Below are 19,432 nucleotides of genomic sequence, written 5' to 3' on the forward strand. Positions count from 1 at the left end.
ATATTAGTATTCCTTGGTAACTGGATTAACACGATGAGGCATTTTATAACTTCCATCTTTGTCTTTGATAGGCATCGGAAGAACTACTTTATAGTGTGTTCTGCGTTTTGCTGCACGTGTTTTACTTACTCTTCTTTTAGGTACTGCCATTTTTTCTCCTTTTTAATTTTTACATTTATTACAATAAAAATAATCACTAAAATATGTTTCAATCTCTCCAATTGCAATTTCCATTAAATCAATTTGAGAGTCAAAGAATTCGATAGTATTGCTAAGTTCATTTGCTAAATCCTTAAAAATACCATCACTTGCAAATAGCTCTAGTTTTTCATTAAAAGAAAATTCTGTTTCTTCGCCACAACTATCACAAGGTTTATAAATAAAACCTCTTATTATAGCATTTATTTTTACTATTTTAGCATTTATTTTTACCATATCTCCTTCAAAAACTACATTTTCAAGGTCTAATTTGAAAGGATAAGGTGTTGTATGAATTTTAGAAAAATAAATCTTCATTAATAAATTTCATCAGCTTTAAAGAAAAAATCAATCTCAATTTTTGCATTTTCTAAGCTATCACTTCCGTGTACAGCATTTGCATCAATATTTTCAGCAAAATCAGCTCTTATAGTTCCAGCTTTAGCTTCTTTTGGATTGGTTGCTCCCATTAGCTCTCTGTTTTTAAATACGGCGTTTTCTCCTTCTAAAACAGAAACAACTACAGGCCCACTAATCATAAATTTAATTAGATCTTTAAAGAAGGGTCTATCTTTATGAATTTGGTAAAACTCTTCAGCTTGATTTTGACTTAATTGAATTTTTTTTATTGCAACAATTTTTAAGCCATTGCTTTCAAAACGATCAAGAATTTTACCTATTACATTTTTTTTAACTGCATCTGGTTTAATAATTGATAAAGTTTTTTGAATCAAAGTATTCTCCACAATTTATTTTAAAAAGCTATGATTATACTTAAATTATTCTAAAATTTTATTTAATTTATACTTTATCAATTTTTTATTTTTTATGCAAATACAGGGGTGCTTCCATCTCTCATACTTGCACTTATTTCACTGCGACTTGGTTGTCCTTCTTGAATATCACTCCAAACTATACATCCATCTGTAGGACAAGCACTTGCACAGGCTGGTTGATCATTGTAACCTACACATTCAACGCATTTATTTGCATATACATAATAACTATCTTCATTGTTAGGATTGCTAGCATCATCAACTATTGCTGAAACCGGACATTCATCAATACAAGAACCACATGCAATACAAATATCTGTAATTTTTACTGCCATTTTTTCTCCTTAATTAAACAATATAAATAATTAGAATTTTATCATATTATTCTTAAAAACTTATTTTTTTGATAATCAAAATTTACTACTTATTGATAATATTTATTAAAAATCAACATTATAATGTTTATTTCAAAAATATTTAAAGATTTAAACGATATAATTTTGCTATCAATAAAATTTATTATTTAGGAGAAAAAAATGATAGTTACAAAAAAAGCTTTAGATTTTACTGCTCCAGCAGTTTTAGGAAATAATGAAATAGTAGAAGATTTTAATCTTTATAAAAATATAGGACCAAAAGGTGCTGTTGTATTTTTTTATCCAAAAGATTTTACTTTTGTATGTCCTTCTGAAATCATTGCATTTGATAAGAGATATCAAGAATTTAAAGATAGAGGAATTGAAGTAATTGGAATTTCTGGTGATAATGAATTTTCGCATTTTGCTTGGAAAAATACTCCAGTAAATCAAGGTGGTATTGGCCAAGTTAAATTTCCTTTAGTCGCTGATTTAACTAAACAAATAGCTAGAAATTTTGATGTATTATATGCAGAAGCTGTAGCACTTCGCGGATCTTTCCTTTTAGATGCTGATGGAACAGTTCGTCATGCGGTAATTAATGATTTACCACTTGGAAGAAATATCGATGAAATGATTAGAATGGTTGATACTATGCTTTTCACAAATGAGCACGGCGAAGTTTGTCCAGCAGGCTGGAATAAAGGTGATGAAGGTATGAAAGCAAATCCTAAAGGTGTTGCTGATTATCTTAATAAAAACGAAAATAAACTTTAATTAATCTTTCCCCTTTAAGAAGGGGAATTTTTTATTTATATATTTTAAAATTAATCTTATATCTTACTTATTTAAAAATCAGAATTTAATATAAAATAAACTTTTATGAATTTTGTTAGTTTAAAAATATTTTTTAATATAATCATTAAATATAAATTTTATCAAGTATAGGTTATTTAAAATTTATTAGGTTTAATAAATAGGAGAATTTATGGCGGGTGAAGATCAAGAAAAAACAGAAGAACCCACGTCCAAAAAGATTGAAGATGCCAGAAAAGAAGGGAATGTTCCTAAAAGTCAAGACGCTTCTGCGGTTATAAGTTTAATTGTTGCTGTAGCTATTACTCTATTTTTAATGGGTTTTTTAGGTGAAAGAATAGTTAATTTATATAGATATTATCAAAGTTTTATTGGAGTTGAACTTGATCTTAGAATAATTCAAGCAATTATGATTAAAAGTATTTTTGAAGTTTTAATAATGCTTGCTCCTATAGTATTAAGCATTATGGTTGCAGGTGTTCTAGGAAATGTTATGCAATTTGGTTTTGTTTTTACAACAAAACCTATTATGCCAAATTTAGGAAAAATTAATCCTTTAAAAGGTATTAAAAATCTTTTTTCTTTAAAAAAATTATTAGAAAGTGTTAAAATTATTTTAAAAGTTAGTGTTGTTTTCACTATAGCTTTTATAGTGTTGCTTCAATTTGTAAAAGAACTTCCAAAGGTTGAACTTTATAATATCACTAATCAGCTTATTTGGTTAAGAGATAAGGCTGTTATTTTAGCTGCTATTGTAATTATTGCTTTTATGATTATTGCTGTTTTAGATGTATTTTTAGTGCGTTTTCAGTATTTTAAAAGTCTTAGAATGAGTAAGCAAGAAATCAAAGATGAATATAAACAAATGGAGGGGGATCCGCAAGTTAAAGCAAGAATTCGTCGTATTCAAATGGAGACAGCACGTCGTCGTATGGTACAAGATGTAGCAGGTGCTGATGTTGTTATAACAAATCCTACTCATTATGCTGTTGCAATTCGTTATGATTCAACCAAAGAACAAGCTCCAAGAGTTGTGGCAAAAGGTATTGATTTTTTAGCTTTAAGGATTAAAGAAATTGCTTATAAAAATAATGTTGTTGTTTATGAAAATCCTCCTTTAGCAAGAGAACTTTATAAAGTTTGTGATATAAACGATCTAATTCCTAGAGAATTATTTAAGGCTGTAGCTGAAGTATTAGGATTTGTTTATAATTCTAACAATAAAAGTAGACTTTCAAACCAAATTAATTCTAAAAATTAATTTGGTCTATGAATAAGTTCAAGTATAGATTTTTGCGCAGCTTCATTATCGCTATCAACTTTAAAATAAATTTCAACTCTATTATTATTTAAAGTAGTAGGATTATTTTGTAAAGGTTCATTAAAGCCATAGCTTTTTACACTTAAATTTTTTATATTAACTCCACCATCAATAAAATATTTTAAGACACTTTGGGCCCTTTCGTAACCTAAATCAAAACTTCTTAATATGGTATCACTATTATCTGTATAGCCTCTAATTTCAATTTTCGTTTGCGGAGGTAAATTAAGAGCGAGTTGTGCCATACGTTTTAAATAATCTTTTATATCAGCAGATACAATTTCAGCACTCCCTCTTTGAAATAAGATTTTAGAAGGAAGATTTAAGGCGACTTCATTATTTGATTGATCTAAAGCAGCTTGAAGTTTTTTAATGGTATCTTGTTGAGTTGTTATTCTTTGTTTTAAAGCTTCTATTTCATCACTTTCTATTTTTGCTGCTCCTTTATATTTTTCTTGATTTTTGCTTTCTTCTTGTATGGTTTGAGTTGTAGTATAATCAAAAATTTTGATAAATTCTGTTTTTAAAGCCTCAACTTTTGCTGGATTTGATTTTGAAATTGCCCATAAAGCTATAAAAAGTGCTAAAAGTAAACTTAAAAAATCAGCATAAGGAACAGCCCATTTTTCACCTGCTGGACATTCTGGGCATTTATGTTTTTTTGCCATTTTTAACCTTTGTCAAATTGTGAAATTTTAGGATCATCGTGACTTAGAAAATTAAAGAGTTTAGCTTCTAAATCTCTAGGATTAGCCCCTTCTGCTATACCTTTAATAGCTTCAGTGATTACAATTTGTTCTTTAACCAAATCCATACCGTTAGCTTTCATTTTTCTACCCCAAGGAGCAAAAAGAGCATATGCTCCAAAAATTCCTGTAACTGTTGCGGTAAAAGCTCCTGAAATACCAGCAGCCATTGCTTGAGGATCATCAAGAAGTTTAAGTGCCAATATAAGTCCAAATACTGCTCCAACTAATCCCATAGTTGGACAAGTTTCTCCAAATACTATCCAGTATTCTGCACATTCTTTATAATGTTCTTCAAGTTGTTCGGTTTGAATTTCCATACTTTCTTTTATTTCTTCAAAACTTTTTCCATCTACTAGCATCATCATAGCATTTTTTAAAAATTCATTTTCAATTTCATTGGTTTTTGACTCTAAAGCCAAAAGACCATCTCTTCTTGCTATAATAGCAAATTCTATAAGTTGAGCGATTCTTTCTGAAAGATTAACCCCTGAACCTTTAAAAACTACTTTTAATTCTTTATAAGCAGCCTTAACTATTTTTTTGTGAGTAGAAGTCATTGCACAAAATGCAGCAGTTGGCATCACGATAAGAAATGAAGAAAGGTGAATAACATGTAAAGGGTTTCCCCCTTCTAGTATGTCACCAACAGAAATACTTGTTATAGCAAGTACCATTCCAAGTATGGTTGAAAGATCCATTAGCAATTCTCCTTATTTAAGTTCTCCCCAATTTTTGGCAATACTTGATGAAGTTTTTAATTTTACATTTAATTTTACAATATTTTCCATAATATCAGTAGCTTTTTTTACAAAATTTTCACACAATTCATCTTTCACTTCAAAAATAAGTTCATCATGAATTTGTAAAATGAGTTTTTTATTTTCATCTAAGTCTGAGGCAATTTTTATCATAGCAAGTTTAATAATATCAGCTGCTGATCCTTGTAAAATAGAATTTATACTTTCTCTTTCATACATTGCTATTTGCACAGCTTTAGCATTTTCGAAATTAAAAAATCTTTTACGACCTAAGAGTGTGGTAATAAAACCATTTTTTTTAACTTCATTTTTAACTTGTTCAAAATATTCTTTAATGCTTGTAAAATTTTCAAAATACTTTTCTATATAAGATTTAGCAAGTTTTGTTTCAATTTTTAAATTAGCACTTAAAGTTTTATAACCCATGCCATAAATAAGTCCAAAATTAATACTTTTTGCTATACTTCTTGTTTTATAATTGCTTTCACCAAATATCATAATAGCTGTTTTTGAATGGATATCTTCATCATTTGAAAATGCTTCTAAAAGTTTTTGATCTTTACTAAAATGTGCAAGCATTCTAAGTTCTATTTGAGAATAATCTAAAGAGATAAAACTAAAACCATCTTGTGCAATAAAACAAGATTTATAATCTTTAGCATATTGTCCATGTGCTGGAATATTTTGCAAATTTGGATCTTTAGAAGAAAGGCGTCCTGTTGCAGTTCCTGTTTGTAAAAAACTTGAATAAATTCTTGAATTTTCATCTTTTTGTGCTAATTTTAAAAGAGGCTCGCAGTAGGTTGAATAAAGTTTGGCAAGTTCTCTATAAGATAAAATCTTTTCTATTGCAGGATGTTTATCAATAAGTTCTTTTAAAACTTTTTCATCGGTAGAATATCCTGTTTTGCTTTTTTTCTTAGTATTAAGATTGAGTTTGTTAAATAAAACTTCTGCTATTTGTTTAGGGGAATTAAGATTAAAACGATCTTGACATAAAGTATAAATTTCTTCGCTTATTTTTTTTATTTCTTTGCTAAATTGTTGCATTAAATTTTCAAGCTCTAATATATTAAGCTTTATACCATTTTCTTCCATCATTATAATAACTTTTATAAAATCAAATTCGTTTTTATAGGCAAGTTCTAATAATTTTGGTTCTAAATTTTTTAAAAAATAAAGATAAAGTTTTAAAGTGATATAAGCATCTTCTGCTGCATATTTACAAGCTTTATCAAGTTCTATACTCGCAAAATTTTCCCCTTTTTTTACTATATCTTCAAAATGTAAGGTCTTATAATCAAAAAGCCTTAAAGCTAAATCATCCATATTTACTCTTAAGCTAGGATTAAAAAGCCAAGCTAATATCATAGTATCAGCATATTTTTGAGGAGGATTTAAATCAAAATTATTTTGTATGATTTTAAAATCATATTTAAGATTATGTCCTATGATAGTATGTTTGTAAATAATTTCTATAGCTTTTTTTGCGCTTTGAAGTGGAATTTGTTCTTTTACTCCCAAATAATTATGATTTAAAGGAACATAAAAGGCTTCATTTTCATTATAACAAAAGCTAAATCCAACTATTTTAGCTTTTTTTGTATCAAGACCGGTTGTTTCTGTATCGAAAGCAATAATACTTTCTTTATCTAAATTTTCTAAAATATTAAAAAGTTGATTTTCATCTAAAATTAAAGTCGTTTTGAAATTTAAAATTTTATTTTGATTTTTTGGATTTAGTTGCATTTTTTTAATCAAAGAATTAAGTTCGTATTCTTCTAAAATATTTGTAATTTTTAGTAAAGGTTCTTCTTGATTAAAAACAGATTTTTCTAATAAATTTGGAATTTCAATATCATTTTTTAAACTAGCAAGCTTTTTACTTAAAAAAGCATTTTCTTTTCCTTCTAAAAGAAGAGTGCGACTTCTTTCATTACGTACTAACATAAGATTTTCATAAATGTTTTCTATATTATCAAATTGTTCAAGTAGAGTTTTGGCTCCTTTAGCACCTATACCCTTAACTCCTGGAATATTATCAGAGCTATCTCCACAAAGAGCTAAAAAATCTCTAATTTGTGAAGGTTTTACACCATATTTTTCCATGCAAGCTTCTTCATTATAATCATTTTTAGAAATAGGACTATAAATACTAACTTTTCCATTTTTTATAAGTTGATAAAGATCCTTATCTTGAGTAATAATGCGTACAAAAATATCTTTATCTTCACATTTTTTAACAACAGAAGCTATAATATCATCTGCTTCATAACCTTCTTTAGAATAGCTCATAAAACCCATTTTTTCAATCATTTCGATACAAATTGGAATTTGTGCTAATAATTCTTCAGGTGGTGAGGTACGGTTGATTTTGTAATTTGGATCAATTTCGCTTCTAAAAGTTTTACCTTTACAATCAAGTGCAAATAAAATATAATCACTTTTATATTCATCTTTTAAATTATAAATAAAATTAGCAAAGCCTGAAATCATGCCACTAGGGGCACCTTTAGAGTTTTTAAGCCCTTTAAGTGCATAAAAAAGTCTAAAGAAAAATCCAAATGTATCAATTATAGTTAAAGTTTTCATAGAGTAAATCTTTAATTAAGAAATTTATTTTTTTAATTATTTCAAATTTTAACTTAAAAATTAGGAAAAATGTTGAAATTAAAAGTTGATAATAGGTATTTAAGCAAAATTAGTATATTTTTTCATCTTTTAATTTATATTTTAAGGAAAAATATGTCAAATAAACAAGCTTGTAGTATTGCAGATCAAAATTTTAATACTCCTGACGGAAAAAAAGCTTTTAAAAAAGCTATATTTTCTTGTTGGCTTGGAACAGCTTTAGAATATGCTGATTTTGCGCTTTATGGTTTGGCTGCAGCAACTATTTTTTCAGAAGTGTTCTTTCCAGAACAAACTCCAGTAATAGCTCTTTTGCTTTCTTTTGTTACTTATGGTATAGGTTTTATTGCAAGACCTATAGGAGCTTTATTTTTTGGATATTTAGGTGATAAGTACGGAAGAAAAAATATTATGATGATAACTATTGCTTTGATGGGAATTTCTACAACACTTATAGGTTTTATTCCAAGTTATGCTATTATAGGAATTTGGGCGCCAATTTGTTTAGTTATTTTAAGATTTATGCAAGGTTTAGGAGCAGGGGCAGAGCTTTCAGGTGGAACTATTATGCTTGGAGAATATGCTCCTAGCAAAAGAAGAGGACTTGTTTCTTCTGTTATAGCATTAGGATCTAATAGTGGAACCTTGCTTGCTTCTTTTGTATGGCTTTTAGTAGTGCAAATTGATGATGAATCTTTCAAGGAATGGGGTTGGAGAATTCCTTTTATTGGAAGTTTTTTGATTGTTTTATTTGCTCTTTATTTACGCATTTTTATCAAAGAAAGTCCTGTTTTTGCAAAACAAAAAGAGGAGATGTTAAAAATTAGGGCGCAAAATGTGAAAGAATTAGAAGAGGATACAAGAACTTTTTGGCAAAAAAGTAAAGCATTTTGGATTATGGTTGGTTTAAGAATAGGAGAAAACGGACCATCTTATTTAGCACAAGGTTTTATAGTAGGTTATGTTACTAAGATTTTGCTTTTAGACAAATCAGTAGCTACAACAGCAGTTTTAAGTGCCTCTTTATTTGGATTTTTGATAATTCCTTTAGCAGGTTATTTAAGTGATAAATTTGGAAGAAAAATAACTTATAGAACTTTTTGTTTTCTTTTAATGCTATATGCTTTTCCTGCTTTTATGTTATTAGATAGCAAAGATGAACTTATAGTAATTTTAACCATTATCGTAGGGATGTCTTTAGCATCTTTAGGAATTTTTGGGGTTCAAGCAGCGTGGGGTGTTGAAATGTTTGGAGTTAAAAACCGTTATACTAAAATGGCTTTTGCAAAAGAATTAGGCTCTATTCTTTCAGGCGGAAGTGCACCTATGATAGCTTCTTTTTTGCTTGCTTATTATGGAACTTGGATTCCTATAGCAATTTATTTTGTTGTAACTGCTGGTATAGGGTTTGTTACTACCTTTTTTGCACCAGAAACAAGAGGAAGAGATTTAAATTTAATTAAAGATGCTATATGATCCGTTTGATTTTGGATACTGATATAGGTAATGGTATAGCAGGAGCTAATACTGATGATGGTTTAGCCCTTGCTTTAATTTTAGCCTCTAAAGAAATTAAACTTGAAATGATAAGTACAGTAAGTGGTAATGTATCTAATATTGTAGCTTATAGCGTAGCAAAGCATTTTTTAAAGCTTTGGAATTTAAATATTCCTGTGTATTTAGGAGCTGATTCTGCCTTAAAAGAACCTATGAAACCTTGGCGCAATAGGCTTGATAATAGTGTTAAAAAGCAAAATTTAAAATTTCTTTGGGATACGATAAAAAAACCTAAAATAATAAAAAATATAATACCTAATGCTCCTTTGAAAATGGGCGAACTTATAATGCAAAATCCTAAAAAAATTTCAATTTGTGCTATAGGTCCTCTTACAAATATAGCTATTGCTATGAGACTTTTTAAAAATTTTGATAAAAATGTAAAAGAAATTCATATTATGGGTGGTAGTTTTGATATGCCCTCATATATTAAAGATACAAATTTTGGTTTTGATCCAGAAGCAGCTAATATAGTATTAAATTCAAAGGCAAAAGTTGTTTTAGCTCCTTATAATGCTACTATGCAAACTTTATTAACTCATAAAGATTTAGATGAATTAGAAAATAAAAATGAACTCTGTAATTATTTAATTCAAACTTTAAGGGCTTGGATTTACTATGCTAGTCGCACAAGAGGAACTAAAGGAACTTGGATCCATGATGCTTTAAGTGTAGCTTATATGCTTGATGAAAATATTGCAGAATTTAATGAGTATTTTGTAGATGTAGTTTGTGATAGTTCTTTAATTAGAGGTTTAGCTTATCGTGTTGAGAAAGAGCCAAAATTAAGTTTAGGTTTAAATTTAAAAGAAAAAAAGCCGGTAAAAGTTTTAAAAAATATAGATAATTCTAAACTTTTAGAGCTTATTAAGACAAGATTATTAAAAGGAATTTGCTATAAAAATTATAAAAATATAACGACTTAATTTTCCAAGAGTGATAAAAATAATAGCTTTTATAAGAGGGTATTTAGCAAATCCTAACCCTAAAACAAAGATATCTCCTACTATGGGTAAAAAACTTAAAAAAGAGAATATTGCCCCAAAGCGATTAAAATTAATACTTAATTTTTCTAATTTTTTTAAAGGATTTGAAAAATATTTTTCTAAAATTTTTTGTTTTCCTAAAAAAGCAAGGGTATAAGTACTCAAACTCCCTAAAGTATTTCCTAAAGTAGCTATAAAAAGTACTGAATAAGGATTAAAATTAAATTTAATAAAAGCAAGCACAAAAGCTTCGCTTGCAAGTGGAAGAAGCGTGCTTGAGAGAAAGCTTGCTAAAAAAAGCATAGGATAACTAAGAGTTTCAAACATTCAAAGACCTAATTAATTATTTTAAATTAATTTTTATCGCTTTTAAGTTCTAAATTTAAATAATATCCTGTATAAGAACCTGTTTTTTTATATTCTTTTGCTACTTTTTCTACATTACCACTTGCTATAATTTTACCTCCTTTAATCCCGCCTTCTGGTCCCATATCTATGATATAATCAGCATTTTTGATTACATCTAAATTGTGTTCGATTACAAAAACTGAATTTTTTAAATCCACTAAATGTTGCAAAACAGAAATAAGTTTATTAACATCTTCAAAATGAAGTCCTGTAGTAGGTTCATCTAGGATATAAAGAGTTTTACCGGTATCACTTCTACTTAATTCTTTGGCAAGTTTGATTCTTTGAGCTTCTCCTCCGCTTAGAGTTGTAGCATTTTGCCCTAAGGTAAGATAATCTAGTCCTACTTTTACTAAAGTTTCAAGTTTTTGACGAATTTTTGGCACAGAACTAAAAAAATCATACGCTTCTAAAACACTCATTTTTAAGATATCTGAAATATTTTTATCTTTATATTTGATTTCTAAAGTAGCATCATTATAGCGCTTACCTCCACAGGTATCACAAATAACCATAACATCAGGTAAAAAGTGCATTTCTATTTTAATTTCTCCATCTCCGCTACATTTTTCACATCTTCCCCCTTTTACGTTAAAAGAAAAGCGTCCTGCTTTATAGCCTCTTGCTTTAGCTTCTTTAGTAGCTGCAAAAAGATTGCGAATTTCATCCATAACTCCTGTATAAGTGGCAGGATTAGACCTTGGGGTGCGTCCAATAGGACTTTGATCAAGATAAATAACTTTATCAAGTTGTTCTAATCCTTCTATTTCAACTCCACCTAATTTTTTTACCTTTTTAGCGTGATTTAGAGATTCTTGTGCAAATGGAAGTAAAGTTTGTAGTATTAAAGAGCTTTTTCCACTTCCTGAAACACCTGTAATAGCTACAAGATTTTGTAAAGGAAATTTGGCATTTAAATTTGATATATTATTAATATTTACATTTTTTAATTCAAGATAATTTTTTTGTTTTCTATTTTTTTGCCAAGAAATTTGTTTTTTTTTGTTCATATAAAGAGCAGTTTCGCTTTTGCTTTTTAGAAGTTCTTTATAAGTTCCACTAAAAACAACTTCTCCACCAAATTTTCCAGCTTTTGGACCAATATCAACAATAAAATCAGCTTCTTCAATTGTCATTTTATCATGTTCTACCACAATAAGCGTATTACCTTTTTGTTGTAAATTTCTTAAAGTTTTAATGAGCTTTGCTGTATCTCTTTCATGAAGTCCAATGCTTGGCTCATCTAAAACATACATTACTCCACTTAAACCACTTCCAATTTGAGATGCAATACGTATTCTTTGAGCTTCTCCACCACTGATTGTTCTAGCATCACGCCCTAAAGAAAGATATCCAAGTCCTACATCAAAAAGAAAAAATAATCTTTCATTTATTTCTTTAAGTATAGGTTTTGCTATGAGTTTTTGTTGTACATTTAAATAATCAAAATTACTTTCTTGTGAAAAAAAAGCACTTGAATTTTCTATACTCATATCTAAAATTTCCCCTAAGCCTTTGTTGGCTACTTTTACAGCTAAGCTTTCTGGCTTTAAGCGATGAGCATTGCAATCTTTGCAAATTTTTTCACTCATATATTCATTTAAGTCTTTTTCATCTTTTAATATATCATAAGCTATTTTGATTACACCTTCAAAAGTTCGTTTTAAATGATTTCTTTTCCAAGTAAAATTTATAGTTTTTGCATTGCCATATAATACAAGACGTTTTTGTTCTTCATTGAGTTCAGCAAAAGGAGTTTTAATAGAAATTTCATTTTGCTCACAAAAAGCAATTAAAAATTTATAATAATAGCTTTTATTAAAACCATACATAGTTTTAATAGCACCATTTTCGATACTTAAATTTTCATCAATGATTTTTTTCATATCTAGAGTGTAACGAATTCCTAAACCATCACAAGATTCGCAAGCTCCTTTTGGAGAATTAAAAGAAAAACTTAAAGGCTCAAGTGGCATAAAAGAAATTTTACAATCAAAACAAGCAGAGTGAATACTATAATGATAATGTTTATTTAAGCCTAATTCTTCATTATTTAATACTTCTAATTCTATTTCTCCAAAGCTTTCTTCAAGTCCTTTTTCAATATCGCTTGCAAGACGTGAGAGTAAATCTTCTTGAATTTCTAATCTATCAATTACGAGTTTAATGGTATGTTTTTTTGTTTTAGAAAGTTCAATATCTTCATCTAAACGCACTAAAACTCCATCAATTTGTGCTCTTATATAACCTTTATTGCGTAGATTTTCAAGTAAATCTGCATAAGTGCCTTTTTTTTCTCTGATTAAAGGAGCATAAAGAATAATTTTTGCTCCTTTAGGAAATTTTAAAATTTCTGACACTATATCTTCTGTATTCATTGAAGTGATTTTTTTACCACATTGATGACAATGTTGCACCCCAATTCTTGCATATAAAAGTCTTAAATAATCATAAATTTCAGTGATTGTTCCAACTGTAGAGCGTGGATTTTTTGAAGTTGTTTTTTGATCAATTGCAATGGCTGGAGTTAATCCTTCAATTTTATCTACATCAGGTTTGCCTACTTTATCTAAAAATTGTCTCGCATAAGCACTTAAGCTTTCTATATAACGACGTTGGCCTTCAGCATAAAGAGTGCCAAAGGCAAGAGTAGATTTACCTGAGCCTGAAAGACCTGTGAATACTATAAGTTTATTTTTTGGAATTTCAAGATTGATATTTTTAAGATTATTTTCTTTTGCGCCTATGATTTTTATCATATCATTCATTTTTTTTCCTAAAAATTAATTAAATTTGGAATTCTAGCATAAATAAAATTAAAAATCTAAAGTTTTTATTTGAATTTAGCTTTACTTAAAAAACTATAATTCCAAGTTTTCTAAGCAAAGAATGCGTAGTTGCAAATATAGATAAAGCATAGATGAAGAGTAAAATTTTACGATGAGAAGAAAGTTTCATTTTTTCTATGATTTTAATACCCATGAAAACTCCTATCATTGACGCAATTCCTACTATTATACCTTTATGAATTACTTCACTATCAATTACATTTGAATTTGAAAAAGAAATAATTCCAGAAATTGAAGCAAATATTACAAAAAACAAAGATAAAGAAACAACTTTTTTACTATCATAGCCTAGAAAATAAGCTAAAATTGGAGCAATCAATAATCCACCTCCAATTCCTAAAGAAATAGCGAAAACACCAGTAAAGGTTCCAGCTATAAATAAAATTATATTTTTTTGTAAAATGCTTTTATTATTTTTAACTACATTTTCCTTGATTCCAAAGGTATATTTTAGAAAAAAAATACAACTTACACCTAAAAATATAGATGTTAAACTAATATCACTTAAGTATTTTAAAAGTGTTCCACTAAAGCTTGCACCTAAAAGACCTCCTAAACCTATATAAATTCCATCTTTTAAATTTAAATTCTTTTTTTTATAATTTAAATAAGATCCAAAAATTGCAGCAAAAATCATTTGTAAAACTGAAATTCCAATGGCAGAATGCGAGCTTGCACCTAAAATTAACATAGTAGGGACTATTATCATTCCACCACCTATGCCAAAAAGTCCTGAAGCTACGCCAGATATAATTCCTATAGCAAAATAAGGTAAATCTATTAAGTTCATTTAATATCCTAAATTACATTTTATATACTTTACAAATTAAAATATTTTTTTTATAAAATAAAAATAAAATCTTTAAAAATAATTAAGAATTTTAAATATTTTTTATATTATAATAAGAATAATTTTATTTTTAAGGTATGGGTTATGTTAAGTATGCTTGAATATTCAACCACTCATTTTTATAATCACATTTTAAAAATGCATATTGAAAAAATGAAAAAGATAAAAAAGGGTGAATTTTATGCAACTTCTATCACTATAAAAAACAATGAAATAGAAAATGTTTTTTATTTATTTTTCTCTCAATCAATTTTACAAGAAATTGCTAGTATATTAATTCCAGGTGAAGATTTGAGTGAAAATGATTGGCAAGATCTTACTAAAGAATGTACTAATCAGATTATAGGATGTATGAAAAAATTACTTAATGATGCGCAAGGAAAAGATGAATATAAACTTGGAATTCCAAAATATCTTGGAAAAACTGATCCTTCAAGTATAAAACTTAATGAATTTTTAGTATATAAACTTGATGATCATTATTTTAAAATAGGTTTTAATAATTATGAATGATGATATTGAATTTAGCAATTATCACGGCTTACTTCATTCTTACGAAGATATTTTAGATATTACAGTTGATTTTGTTAGTGAGCTTGGAACGACTAATATGAGTGTAAATGAGCTTTTAAAATTAGAAGTAGGTTCTGTTATAGATCTTGAAAAGCCAGCAGGAGAAAGTGTTGAGCTTTATATTAATAAAAGAATTTTTGGAAAAGGCGAAGTTATGGTATATGAAAAAAATCTTGCCATAAGAATTAATGAGATTTTAGATTCTAAAACGGTGTTACAATATTTTAAAAAAGAAATTTAATGAGAATTTTATTTGTCTTTTTTTGTTTTTTATTTCCACTTTTTTCCGCAAATTTAACTGATTATAACATTTATAACAGAAACGATAGAGTAGATTTAATGCTTTCTTTTGATAGTGCTTATCAAGGTAATATTTCTCAAAGAAAAGATAAAAAAATATTAGAACTTATTTTTGATAATCTTAAGTATTCTAAAAGTGAAATAAAAAATCTTCAATCTAAGTTTATAGATAAGATTGCAATTAGTTCAAAGAATAATAAAACATTTATTATGTTTCATAATAAAGAAGAAATAAATTTAAATGTTAGTTCTGTTAATGATAAATTTGGGATTAGGGTTAGAATTACTCCTTTAAATCAAAGCAATATTGAAGAATTATCAAAAGCAAGTTCAATGCCTAGTAGTGAAAATTTTTTAACAACTAAAGAAAAAATTTCACAAGAGTATAATTATACTAATTATATTTTAATTGTATTGGCTTTAATTATTTTGCTTATTGCTCTTTTATGGTTGAAAAAGAATATGCTTTATAAAAAAAATATAGATATAAAAAATTTTAATATTATTTTTCAAAAACCTTTAGATAGAAATAATCAATTTATGATTTTAGAATATAACTCAAAACGTTATGTAATGATTATTGGTCAATCTAATTTACTTTTAGAAAGTAGTGAAATTCCGGTTGATAGAATGGAAAAAGATTTTGAAGATAAAAATTTTAACTCTTTCTTTGAAGAAAATAAAAGAAAGATTCAAAATTTAATTAATGAAAAGACAAAAAGCAGTTAAGGTGCTTGATTTATCGATATATTAATATTGCTAGGTTTGGTAATTTTTTTGATTTCATCTTTTGATAGATTGAGTTTTTGATCTTTATTATAAATATAAAGTGTGTCTTTGCAAAAAGAAAAATTAATTTTTTCTTCGCTAAAACTTAATGTTTTTGCAAGTGTTAGCATAAATCCTAACCAAGTTATAATTTGAGAATTTGGTAAAAGTTGTTTGAAATGCTCTAAATTATAAGGGATAGCTTTTTTACCATTTAGTTTAATAATGGTAGCAATAAGAGCTTTTTCTTTGTGTGAAAACCCATAATTTAAACCACCTAAGATAAAATTTGCTGAATGTTCATTTGCAAAATAAAAATTTAAATATTCTCCAATATGACAAAGTTTTGAAGCTACTATTAAGATATTTTTATAGTATGTATTAAGATTATGAATCTCTTTAAGTGTATCAAAAATTTGCAAAGCATATTGTGGCGTTTTATTTTTTATATTATTTGTTAAAAATCTATCTTGCAAAGATTTTAAACTAGGATTAAAATTATTTGGAAAATATTTTAGTGGTCTTAATAAATCTTGCAAATATATTCCCTCTCTAATTCCAACACCACTTGTTATAATTTGTTTTGCTTTGATTTTTTGAGCGATTTTTAAGAAAATTAGAGTACCTTCTTTAATAGTATCAAAACGATCTTTTTTTATTCCAAAATCGATAAGAGAATTAGCATTGGTGTTTAAAATTTTACAAATATAGTCTTTTTCATCTTCAAAATTGTATCTAAAATCGTGTAAATTTTTTAAAGGATATGAGTTTTTTTGCATAATAGAACTTGAAATTGCCCTTAGACTTCCTCCAATGGCTATAAGATTATCGTTGCAAAATGTTTCTGGTATCAGTCTTAAAGTAGATTCTAAAAATTCATCTAATTTTTTTGAATCTGAATTAAAAAGTTCTTTTAGTCTAACTGTTCCTATATCAAGCGAAATACAATCAATAATTTTTCTATTCTTAATCAAACAAAGCTCGCTTGATCCCCCTCCTATATCTAAAGTTGTACCATCTTTAAAGTTGCTTAACAAATTTAAAGCAGCTAACCCTCCTAAATAAGATTCATTCTTTCCATCAATACAGCGAATATTTAACTGAAGTTTATTTTTTATTCTTTTTATAAATTCTTTTGAATTAGGAGCATCTCTTAGAGCTGAAGTACCAACTATAAAAATTTTTTTACATTTATTTTTTAAAGCACATTGCTTGAAGAAACTTAAAGTCTCTTCAGCTCTTTGCATAGCTTCTTTTTGTAAAAATTTTTTATTGTTATAAGAATTTTCTCCTAAACGAACTTTTCTTTTAAATTCGTGAGTAGTGTAAAACCCATATCGTGAAGTTTTTTCAAAAATCACCATTCTAATTGAATTAGAACCTAGATCAACAACAGCAGTTTTTTTAGCCATTAATATTCTCTACGTTTGTTTTTAAGACGTAATTCCTCTATACTTTCAACATTGTCTGGATCTGGAATGATGCATTCATAAGGACAAGCAACAATACAAGCTGGTTCTGAAAAATCATTTACACATTCTGAACAAAGATCAGGATCTATAACATAGATAGGACTATTTTCATATATAGCGTTATCAGGACATTCTTCTCTACAAGCATCACAACAAACACAATCTTTAGTTATTAAAAGAGACATTGGATTGTAACCTTTCAGATATATTTTTTGTTTTATACAATAATAAAACTTAAATATAATATAAAATTTTAAGTAATAAAATTAAGAAATTTTTTGCTTTTATGCAAAAAATTAAGATTTTTTAGGAAAGCAAAAACGATATCCTCTGCGACGTACTGTTTCAATAGTAGAAATATTTAAAGGTTTATCCATTTTTTGACGAATTTGATTGATTGCGACTTCTATTACATTTGGTGTAACAAGTTCAGGTTCTTCCCAGATGGCATCAAGCAATTGTTCTTTAGAAACAATTTGATCTGAATGTCTTGCTAGATGAGTTAAAACTTCGAAAGGTTTTCCTTTGAGCTCTATATCTTGTCCTCTATATGTTATTTTTTCTTCATCAGGATCTATAGTTAAATCTTCTATTTTTATAACATTAGTTCCACCAAGCCTTAATCTTGCTTCAATTCTTGCCATTAATATATCAAAATCTATATTTTTCTTAACAAAATCATCTGCACCTGCTTTTAAAACTTTGATTTCAGTTTCTTTGTCTGTTTTTGAAGACATAATAATAATTGAAGTTCTTGGAGATTTTTGTTTGATAATATTGATAAGATCAGATCCATCTCCATCTGGTAGATTCCAGCTTGCTAGAACTAGATCATAATGTCTAATGCCAATGAAATATTCTCCATCTTTAAAATTTTCAGAAGAGTCAGTTTGATAACCAAAACTATTAAGATTATCTATAATACTTTTATTTAAATTTATCTCATCTTCTATTACTAAAATTCTCATTATATTATCCTTCTCATAAGAAAAATTTAAAAAATTATAACATAGTTTAAGTAAATATTCAAATAACTTAAAAAAATATTAATATTTTTTTTTAAGAAGAACTCCAGCTTTTGTTTTTTTGATAATTTTTGGTTTAAAAACAGAAATTTTTAAGCTATATAAAGATGGAATTTTTTCTTTTAATTTTATACTTACAAATTTTAAAGATTCTTCTATAGTATAAAATTTATTTTTTTTGTAATATTTTTTTATTTTTTTTGTAAGTATAGAATAATCTAAAAACTCATAAGATTTTGCTTTTAATTTTATTATCACTTTTTGTTTTTTTTTGCGTTCAAAATCTAAAATACCAATAATACACTTAAATTCTGTTTTAATACTAATTATATAATTTTGCATTCTTGTTTAAAAAATAATCTTTTGATATTTGGCAAATGCTTATAAAATATAATGAAAGCAATAATAAAAACAGGTGCGTGAGTATGAATTTCTGGCATATCATAATGATAAATAAAAGAACTTCCTATAAAACTTAACAAAGCCAATAAAGAAGCTAAAGATGATATTTTAAAGATTTTTCCAATAATCAGCCATACTATTAAGGCAGTTAATGTTTCTAAAGGTAAGAGTATTATCATTGCACCAGCACCAGTAGCAACTCCTTTACCTCCTTCAAATAATAAATAAATAGAAAAACAGTGTCCAAATATTGTTAATATAGCAACACTCCAGAGTAAGCCTATATCATAATTTAAAACTTTTAATACTAAAAGTAATAGTGCAGATTTTGAAAAATCCAAAATAATAGTCATAATTGCTAGTTTTTTTGCTAATTTAGGATTATCTTTTTTTATAACTCTTAAAACATTTGTGGCACCTATACTTTTTGATCCTTGTTCTTTAATATTAACATTAGCAAATAACTTAGCAAGGATAAAGCCAAATGGAATTGACCCTAAAAGATAAGAAATTAAATAAATAATTAGATTTTCCATATAAACCTTAAATAAAAACAATAATTTTGTTTTAATTATAAATAAAAAAAATAAATAAATCAAATAAGATAAAAATACTATTAATTAATTATTTATTTTTT

22 protein-coding genes are annotated in these 19,432 nt (G+C 27.1%); 7 read left to right on the top strand and 15 right to left on the bottom strand.

Annotated elements, in window-relative coordinates:
* Nucleotides 1-3: 3 nt before the first annotated feature.
* The 4 genes from rpmF to JG676_RS03780 all read right to left on the bottom strand — a co-directional run bounded on the left by rpmF (nucleotide 4) and on the right by JG676_RS03780 (nucleotide 1,309).
* The gene (gene rpmF / locus JG676_RS03765; RefSeq protein ID WP_200170059.1) at nucleotides 4-150 is read right to left on the bottom strand and encodes a 50S ribosomal protein L32; all 147 of its coding nucleotides are present in this window, start codon (nucleotides 148-150) and stop codon (nucleotides 4-6) included.
* Between the two features lie 12 nt (nucleotides 151-162).
* Nucleotides 163-516 (bottom strand): hypothetical protein, encoded by a 354-nt coding sequence (locus JG676_RS03770; RefSeq protein WP_200170058.1) that lies wholly within the window; start codon nucleotides 514-516, stop codon nucleotides 163-165.
* Nucleotides 516-929, bottom strand: coding sequence for a nucleoside-diphosphate kinase (ndk, locus tag JG676_RS03775; RefSeq protein WP_200217369.1), 414 nt, complete (start codon nucleotides 927-929; stop codon nucleotides 516-518). The genes JG676_RS03770 and ndk overlap by 1 nt, the downstream gene beginning before the upstream one ends.
* Nucleotides 930-1,024: 95 nt before the next feature.
* Complete coding sequence (locus JG676_RS03780) at nucleotides 1,025-1,309, bottom strand: DUF362 domain-containing protein (protein ID WP_200170057.1); 285 nt, start codon at nucleotides 1,307-1,309, stop codon at nucleotides 1,025-1,027.
* Nucleotides 1,310-1,510: 201 nt separating this feature from the next.
* Between JG676_RS03780 and JG676_RS03785 the strand changes: the two genes are divergently transcribed.
* Nucleotides 1,511-2,107: a peroxiredoxin gene (locus tag JG676_RS03785; RefSeq protein ID WP_200170056.1), complete on the top strand. Its 597-nt coding sequence runs from the start codon at nucleotides 1,511-1,513 to the stop codon at nucleotides 2,105-2,107.
* Nucleotides 2,108-2,318: 211 nt separating this feature from the next.
* Nucleotides 2,319-3,407, top strand: a complete 1,089-nt coding sequence (gene flhB / locus JG676_RS03790; RefSeq protein WP_200217348.1) for a flagellar biosynthesis protein FlhB — start codon at nucleotides 2,319-2,321, stop codon at nucleotides 3,405-3,407.
* On the opposite strand, the gene motB is transcribed toward flhB, so the two are convergent.
* Genes motB through polA form a run of 3 tightly spaced genes read right to left on the bottom strand, consistent with a single transcriptional unit; the run spans nucleotide 3,404 to nucleotide 7,566 of the window.
* Entirely contained in the window at nucleotides 3,404-4,135 is a 732-nt protein-coding gene (motB, locus tag JG676_RS03795) for a flagellar motor protein MotB (protein ID WP_200170054.1), read from the bottom strand. The genes flhB and motB overlap by 4 nt on opposite strands.
* 2 nt (nucleotides 4,136-4,137) lie before the next feature.
* On the bottom strand, nucleotides 4,138-4,914 hold the full coding sequence (gene motA / locus JG676_RS03800; protein ID WP_200170053.1) for a flagellar motor stator protein MotA: 777 nt from the start codon (nucleotides 4,912-4,914) through the stop codon (nucleotides 4,138-4,140).
* A 12-nt stretch (nucleotides 4,915-4,926) separates the two neighbouring features.
* A complete protein-coding gene (polA, locus tag JG676_RS03805; protein WP_200217349.1) occupies nucleotides 4,927-7,566 on the bottom strand; it encodes a DNA polymerase I in 2,640 nt (879 codons plus the stop codon).
* Between the two features lie 153 nt (nucleotides 7,567-7,719).
* Here polA and JG676_RS03810 point away from each other — a divergent pair, with 153 nt between their 5' ends.
* On the top strand, nucleotides 7,720-9,081 hold the full coding sequence (locus JG676_RS03810; RefSeq protein ID WP_200217350.1) for an MFS transporter: 1,362 nt from the start codon (nucleotides 7,720-7,722) through the stop codon (nucleotides 9,079-9,081).
* A complete protein-coding gene (locus JG676_RS03815; protein WP_200217370.1) occupies nucleotides 9,081-10,088 on the top strand; it encodes a nucleoside hydrolase in 1,008 nt (335 codons plus the stop codon). The genes JG676_RS03810 and JG676_RS03815 overlap by 1 nt, the downstream gene beginning before the upstream one ends.
* Here JG676_RS03815 and JG676_RS03820 read toward each other — a convergent pair.
* The 3 genes from JG676_RS03820 to JG676_RS03830 form a co-directional block, all read right to left on the bottom strand.
* On the bottom strand, nucleotides 10,044-10,475 hold the full coding sequence (locus JG676_RS03820; protein WP_200217351.1) for a YqaA family protein: 432 nt from the start codon (nucleotides 10,473-10,475) through the stop codon (nucleotides 10,044-10,046). The two genes, JG676_RS03815 and JG676_RS03820, sit on opposite strands and share 45 nt — an antisense overlap.
* A gap of 26 nt (nucleotides 10,476-10,501) precedes the next feature.
* On the bottom strand, nucleotides 10,502-13,324 hold the full coding sequence (gene uvrA / locus JG676_RS03825; RefSeq protein ID WP_200217352.1) for an excinuclease ABC subunit UvrA: 2,823 nt from the start codon (nucleotides 13,322-13,324) through the stop codon (nucleotides 10,502-10,504).
* Between the two features lie 85 nt (nucleotides 13,325-13,409).
* A complete protein-coding gene (locus tag JG676_RS03830; RefSeq protein WP_200217353.1) occupies nucleotides 13,410-14,195 on the bottom strand; it encodes a sulfite exporter TauE/SafE family protein in 786 nt (261 codons plus the stop codon).
* A gap of 144 nt (nucleotides 14,196-14,339) precedes the next feature.
* Here JG676_RS03830 and JG676_RS03835 point away from each other — a divergent pair, with 144 nt between their 5' ends.
* The 3 genes from JG676_RS03835 to JG676_RS03845 are packed head-to-tail and all read left to right on the top strand — an operon-like array spanning nucleotide 14,340 to nucleotide 15,857.
* On the top strand, nucleotides 14,340-14,768 hold the full coding sequence (locus tag JG676_RS03835) for a chemotaxis protein CheX (RefSeq protein WP_200217354.1): 429 nt from the start codon (nucleotides 14,340-14,342) through the stop codon (nucleotides 14,766-14,768).
* Nucleotides 14,761-15,069: a flagellar motor switch protein FliN gene (gene fliN / locus JG676_RS03840; RefSeq protein ID WP_200170046.1), complete on the top strand. Its 309-nt coding sequence runs from the start codon at nucleotides 14,761-14,763 to the stop codon at nucleotides 15,067-15,069. Before JG676_RS03835 ends, fliN begins: the two co-directional genes overlap by 8 nt.
* Nucleotides 15,069-15,857, top strand: a complete 789-nt coding sequence (locus JG676_RS03845) for a hypothetical protein (protein WP_200217355.1) — start codon at nucleotides 15,069-15,071, stop codon at nucleotides 15,855-15,857. The genes fliN and JG676_RS03845 overlap by 1 nt, the downstream gene beginning before the upstream one ends.
* Here JG676_RS03845 and JG676_RS03850 read toward each other — a convergent pair.
* The 5 genes from JG676_RS03850 to plsY form a co-directional block, all read right to left on the bottom strand.
* Complete coding sequence (locus JG676_RS03850) at nucleotides 15,854-17,308, bottom strand: Ppx/GppA phosphatase family protein (RefSeq protein ID WP_200217356.1); 1,455 nt, start codon at nucleotides 17,306-17,308, stop codon at nucleotides 15,854-15,856. The two genes, JG676_RS03845 and JG676_RS03850, sit on opposite strands and share 4 nt — an antisense overlap.
* Nucleotides 17,308-17,553 carry a YfhL family 4Fe-4S dicluster ferredoxin gene (locus JG676_RS03855; protein ID WP_200170043.1) on the bottom strand — a complete coding sequence of 82 codons (246 nt, stop codon included), beginning with the start codon at nucleotides 17,551-17,553 and terminating at the stop codon, nucleotides 17,308-17,310. The genes JG676_RS03850 and JG676_RS03855 overlap by 1 nt, the downstream gene beginning before the upstream one ends.
* 111 nt (nucleotides 17,554-17,664) lie before the next feature.
* Entirely contained in the window at nucleotides 17,665-18,336 is a 672-nt protein-coding gene (gene hsrA / locus JG676_RS03860) for a homeostatic response regulator transcription factor HsrA (protein ID WP_200170042.1), read from the bottom strand.
* A 78-nt stretch (nucleotides 18,337-18,414) separates the two neighbouring features.
* A complete protein-coding gene (locus JG676_RS03865) occupies nucleotides 18,415-18,735 on the bottom strand; it encodes a dihydroneopterin aldolase (protein ID WP_200217357.1) in 321 nt (106 codons plus the stop codon).
* Nucleotides 18,720-19,331 (bottom strand): glycerol-3-phosphate 1-O-acyltransferase PlsY, encoded by a 612-nt coding sequence (gene plsY, locus JG676_RS03870; protein ID WP_200170040.1) that lies wholly within the window; start codon nucleotides 19,329-19,331, stop codon nucleotides 18,720-18,722. The genes JG676_RS03865 and plsY overlap by 16 nt, the downstream gene beginning before the upstream one ends.
* Nucleotides 19,332-19,432 lie beyond the last annotated feature (101 nt).

Source organism: Campylobacter sp. 2018MI34 (genome assembly GCF_016598975.1).
Lineage (GTDB): Bacteria > Campylobacterota > Campylobacteria > Campylobacterales > Campylobacteraceae > Campylobacter_D.